Raw genomic sequence first — 4,085 nt, forward strand, 5'->3', positions numbered from 1 at the left:
AAAAGCATTGCCTTTACCCTTTGCCCCCATTATTAACATTTTACCCCATCCCCCTTCTTTTGTCCATTTTTTTTTCTCCTCCCTCGAGCGAATCATTTGCGGCTGTGGGTACCTTGGAGCTTTGAGTCGGTGGGTAAGCAAGGGTGCAAATTTAGCAAATTTCATTCTTATGTGGTACGGAGCTTTGACTGTGATTCCCGCTAGGCACTTCATCCAGAAAAACACTCTACAATATGAAAACCGCTATATAACAAGTTAAAACCTGCAAATTCTTTCGCATAAGTGCTTATATCTTTGCACTAGTCGCTGTCATTGGTATTATTTCCCTCCCTATGGCAAACTACCATTAGGTAATCGCATCTTTTGGTGGATGAACCTTCAATGACGCACTCATCTATTCTGACTCTACAAACTTTCTTTTTGTCCGGATTATTTAAGATATAGTTTCGCTTTCTTTCTTGTGCTGTAATCTGCGTACCTGTGGAGCACTTGGTACAGTTTGGGTAATTATCTAAAAACTCCTGACAACTGCATTTCATGCTTAATCCTCCAGTTCAAATAGTTGATTAAATGTATCGATAATTACATCAGACGCTTTATCTATCTCCGCTGATTCAATCAGCCGCATGTCGCGATCGACAATAGAACGAGCTTTGCCTTGCTCTAACATGTAAGCATCTAATCGGTCTGGATCGATCCACAAATGACGATCGACCACCCGCTCTACAGATTCAGTTTTATCGCTTTCCAAGTTGTAGGCGTAGAGAAGATTGTTGAAAGATGAGAGGGATGTAAGGACTGTGAGTCGTTAAAACAACTTGATTGTCATTTTGAGTAGCTACCAGCGCAATCAAATCAATGATTTGCTTTTGTGCTACAGGAAACAGATGAGCTTCGGGTTCTTCAATCACCAAAAATACTTTGCGTTGATTCAGAATTAGCAGTAAAATTAGCAGTAAAATCCAAACCACTTCTTGTTGTCCCGATGAGGCAAAATTTATTAAGGTACTTTGCCCATCACTAAATTCAATCCGCTCCGTGCCATTATGATAGCGATACGAGCCTTTTAGGATAGAGTCAATGAGCTGTTTGGCAAGCCTAACTCTGGCTTCGGATTCCCGATTATAATCATTAGAACTTGTTGCGATATCGATGACTGCGCTTAAATTCTGATTAAACAGGGCTTTCACATTTTCAATCCGCTCGATAAAGTTTTCCATAATATAGTCGAGCTTTATGGGGGGTTCTAACTCACTATCATTGGAATCATATTTGCCCATGTCAATGTTGTTGCGTTGTTGAGATAAGGTGGTCACCAGGCTGCGACCCGCCGGTAAAAACAGAATATCTCTTGAGGCAGGATTTCAATCGCCGACTTCGATATCCCATGAACCGAAACCGATCGCACCGGGTTTTATTCCCTTCTGGTTCTCCCATCCCTTTCGTGCAGCGGCTAGAACTCAGGTGACGATCGCATCAGTTTTTGGACTGATGCGATCGCCGAGTTACTGGCTTATTTCTCATCCCCGCCACACTGGGTATTTTTAGGAAAAACTGCCCGCAAGCCGATCGCCCCGTGAAATTTAAAATTTTTTCAATTGTGCCGATCGCGTAAAAAATTGCTGTGAGATCGCTTTCGTTACCAAAATCGCAGTCATCAAGGTAGCAAACGCCAGCATAAACATAATTAAAATCTGATAAGCCGCCGCATTAATCGGACTGATGCCACTGAGAATCTGGCCGGTGATAATGCCCGGTAAGGTGACAATCCCCACCACCATCATTGCATTTAACGTGGGAATCAGACCGGCGCGGATGGCATCTTTGCGATAGCGGGCGATCGCTTGTTCCGGGGTAGCCCCCAAACACAAATGGGTTTCGATTTCCACCTGAGAAGTATTCATTGTACTGGCTAATCGCTCTCCGGCGATCGCGGAAGCATTCATCGCATTGCCCAACACAATCCCGGTTAACGGAATCAAATATTGCGGATCGAACCATGCTTGGGGTTGACGCAGGACCAAAAAATTCACATAAACTAACGTCAGGGCGGTACTGACAAAAATCGACCCCCAGACAAACGGCAATAAATTCGGAATTTTTTTCCCAATGCGGTTGCGCGCCACAATTGCCGCAATGGTTAGCATCACCAACAGCACCGCCAACACCACCAGGGGATTTCTCCATTCAAACACGAACTCTAAGAAAAACCCCACCACCAATAGCTGCACCACGGTTCTCGCCGCCGCTAAGGCAAACTGCCCCGACAATCCCAATTGCTGCCACGCCGACAGGGCGATCGCCAACCCAATTAGCCCCAATCCTAATCCTAAATCGATAAAATCCAGTTCAATGCGCTCGATTGCGTTCATCGTGTATTGCGAGTTGTTAATTTCACATCATGGCAGGGGGAAACGGAAGTCGCGAGGAATGCAGCATTTCCCCGGGAAAGCGCGGGTTTCAGGAACTGCACCACTTTTCCCGGATGGGGGAATTGCTCTGCTTTACCCACCCTTTAGCGACTTTCTCTCGTTACCGGATTCCCTTTCGCCACAAAATCTGATTGTATGGTTAAACAATCGTGATGGGTTGAACGAGTGAATAATATCCCTCCTTTAGATTTGGCAAGACAGTACCAAACCATTCGTAACGAAGTAGAAGCCGTTGTCTTAGAGGTGATGGCATCCGGGCGGTATGTGGGCGGGTCCTGGGTAAGCGATTTTGAGCGCCAGTTTGCCGACTATATCGGCACCTCGGAATGCGTGGCGTGCAATTCGGGGACTGATGCGCTTTATCTGACCTTGAGGGCGCTCGATATTGGTCCGGGAGATGAGGTGATTACCACGGCGTTTACGTTTTTTGCCACCACTGAGGTTATCTCCCAGGTGGGGGCAACCCCGGTATTTGTGGATATTGCGCCCTCTGGGTTTAATTTAGATGTGGAACGAGTGGCGGCGGCGATTACCCCGCGCACCCGGGCGATTCTGCTGGTGCATTTATTCGGGCAACCGGTGGAGATGACGCGCTTGATGGCGATCGCTGCTTCCCATCAGATCCCGGTGATTGAAGACTGCGCTCAGTCTACCGGGGCAACTTGGAAGGAGAAAAAGGTGGGTAGCATCGGGGATATGGGCTGTTTTAGTTTCTTTCCCACGAAAAATCTGGGTGCGTTTGGGGATGGCGGCGCTGTTACCACCAATGATGCGGCACTGGCGGCGAAGATGCGGGTGTTAAAGGATCATGGGGCGACGAAGCGTTACTATCACGAACAGGTGGGGGCGAACAGTCGCCTGGATGCCCTGCAGGCGGCGATTTTGCAGGTGAAGTTGCCCTATCTTGAGGGTTGGAACCAACGGCGACGGGCGATCGCGAAGCGTTACCATCAGTTACTTGCTCCCTTCCCGGGAATCGTTCTCCCGCAGGAATTGGAAGGGGGGGAAGGAGTGTGGAATCAATACACGATTCGGGTGAAATGTCTTGGGGATGAGGGGGAAACCAATTGGCGCGATCGCCTACAGCAACAGCTACAGCAGGCGGGGGTAGCCGCTACGGTGTATTATCCCTTCCCCCTGCACTTGCAACCGGTTTATCGCCACTTGGGATATTCTAGGGGTCAATTGCCCGCGTGTGAAAGAGCTTCTCGAGAGGTGTTGTCGTTGCCGATGTTTCCCGAACTTTCTGTGGCAGAGCAAGACCGGGTGGTGTATTGCCTGAAGGATGCGTGGGAACAGGTGTAGCGATATTCACGGGAGCGATCGCGAGTGTCCCCAGAGAAAAAATGCCCGAATTGAGTCTTATTCCTTGACAAATAAAAAATTATGTGTTATATAGAATCAACTTAATTTAGGGAGTGTTGCAGATTGACAATAGTAGAGCAGTGAAGGACCAGGGGGGGAGAATCTGCCCGCATCCGCCACAGGTAAGGGTAACAGTGGCACAGGGGTGGGTTCGGCAGGGAAAGATAAAGTTTAAAGATTTGTATCGTTAAGTTAAGATATTGATAAATAAGCAGTCAGGGACTCCGTAGAAACCAACCCCATGTCTAAAGCCAGGGGCTTGTACTTCTAACCACCTGACCAGCCTAA

The 4,085-nt window shown here is 47.9% G+C and carries 4 protein-coding genes; 1 reads left to right on the forward strand and 3 read right to left on the reverse strand.

All coding sequences use genetic code 11. From position 1 onward, the window contains the following. Positions 1-541 precede the first annotated feature (541 nt). The 3 genes from AC0QH1_RS02445 to AC0QH1_RS02455 form a co-directional block, all read right to left on the reverse strand. Positions 542-751 (reverse strand): hypothetical protein, encoded by a 210-nt coding sequence (locus AC0QH1_RS02445; RefSeq protein ID WP_324629200.1) that lies wholly within the window; start codon positions 749-751, stop codon positions 542-544. Next, the gene (locus tag AC0QH1_RS02450) at positions 738-1,316 is read right to left on the reverse strand and encodes an AAA family ATPase (RefSeq protein ID WP_442957267.1); all 579 of its coding nucleotides are present in this window, start codon (positions 1,314-1,316) and stop codon (positions 738-740) included. Before AC0QH1_RS02450 ends, AC0QH1_RS02445 begins: the two co-directional genes overlap by 14 nt. A gap of 267 nt (positions 1,317-1,583) precedes the next feature. Further along, positions 1,584-2,372: an ABC transporter permease gene (locus AC0QH1_RS02455; protein WP_324629201.1), complete on the reverse strand. Its 789-nt coding sequence runs from the start codon at positions 2,370-2,372 to the stop codon at positions 1,584-1,586. Positions 2,373-2,597: 225 nt separating this feature from the next. Here AC0QH1_RS02455 and AC0QH1_RS02460 point away from each other — a divergent pair, with 225 nt between their 5' ends. Beyond that, on the forward strand, positions 2,598-3,737 hold the full coding sequence (locus AC0QH1_RS02460; RefSeq protein ID WP_324629203.1) for a DegT/DnrJ/EryC1/StrS family aminotransferase: 1,140 nt from the start codon (positions 2,598-2,600) through the stop codon (positions 3,735-3,737). Positions 3,738-4,085 lie beyond the last annotated feature (348 nt).

Source organism: Phormidium sp. CCY1219, assembly GCF_055795085.1.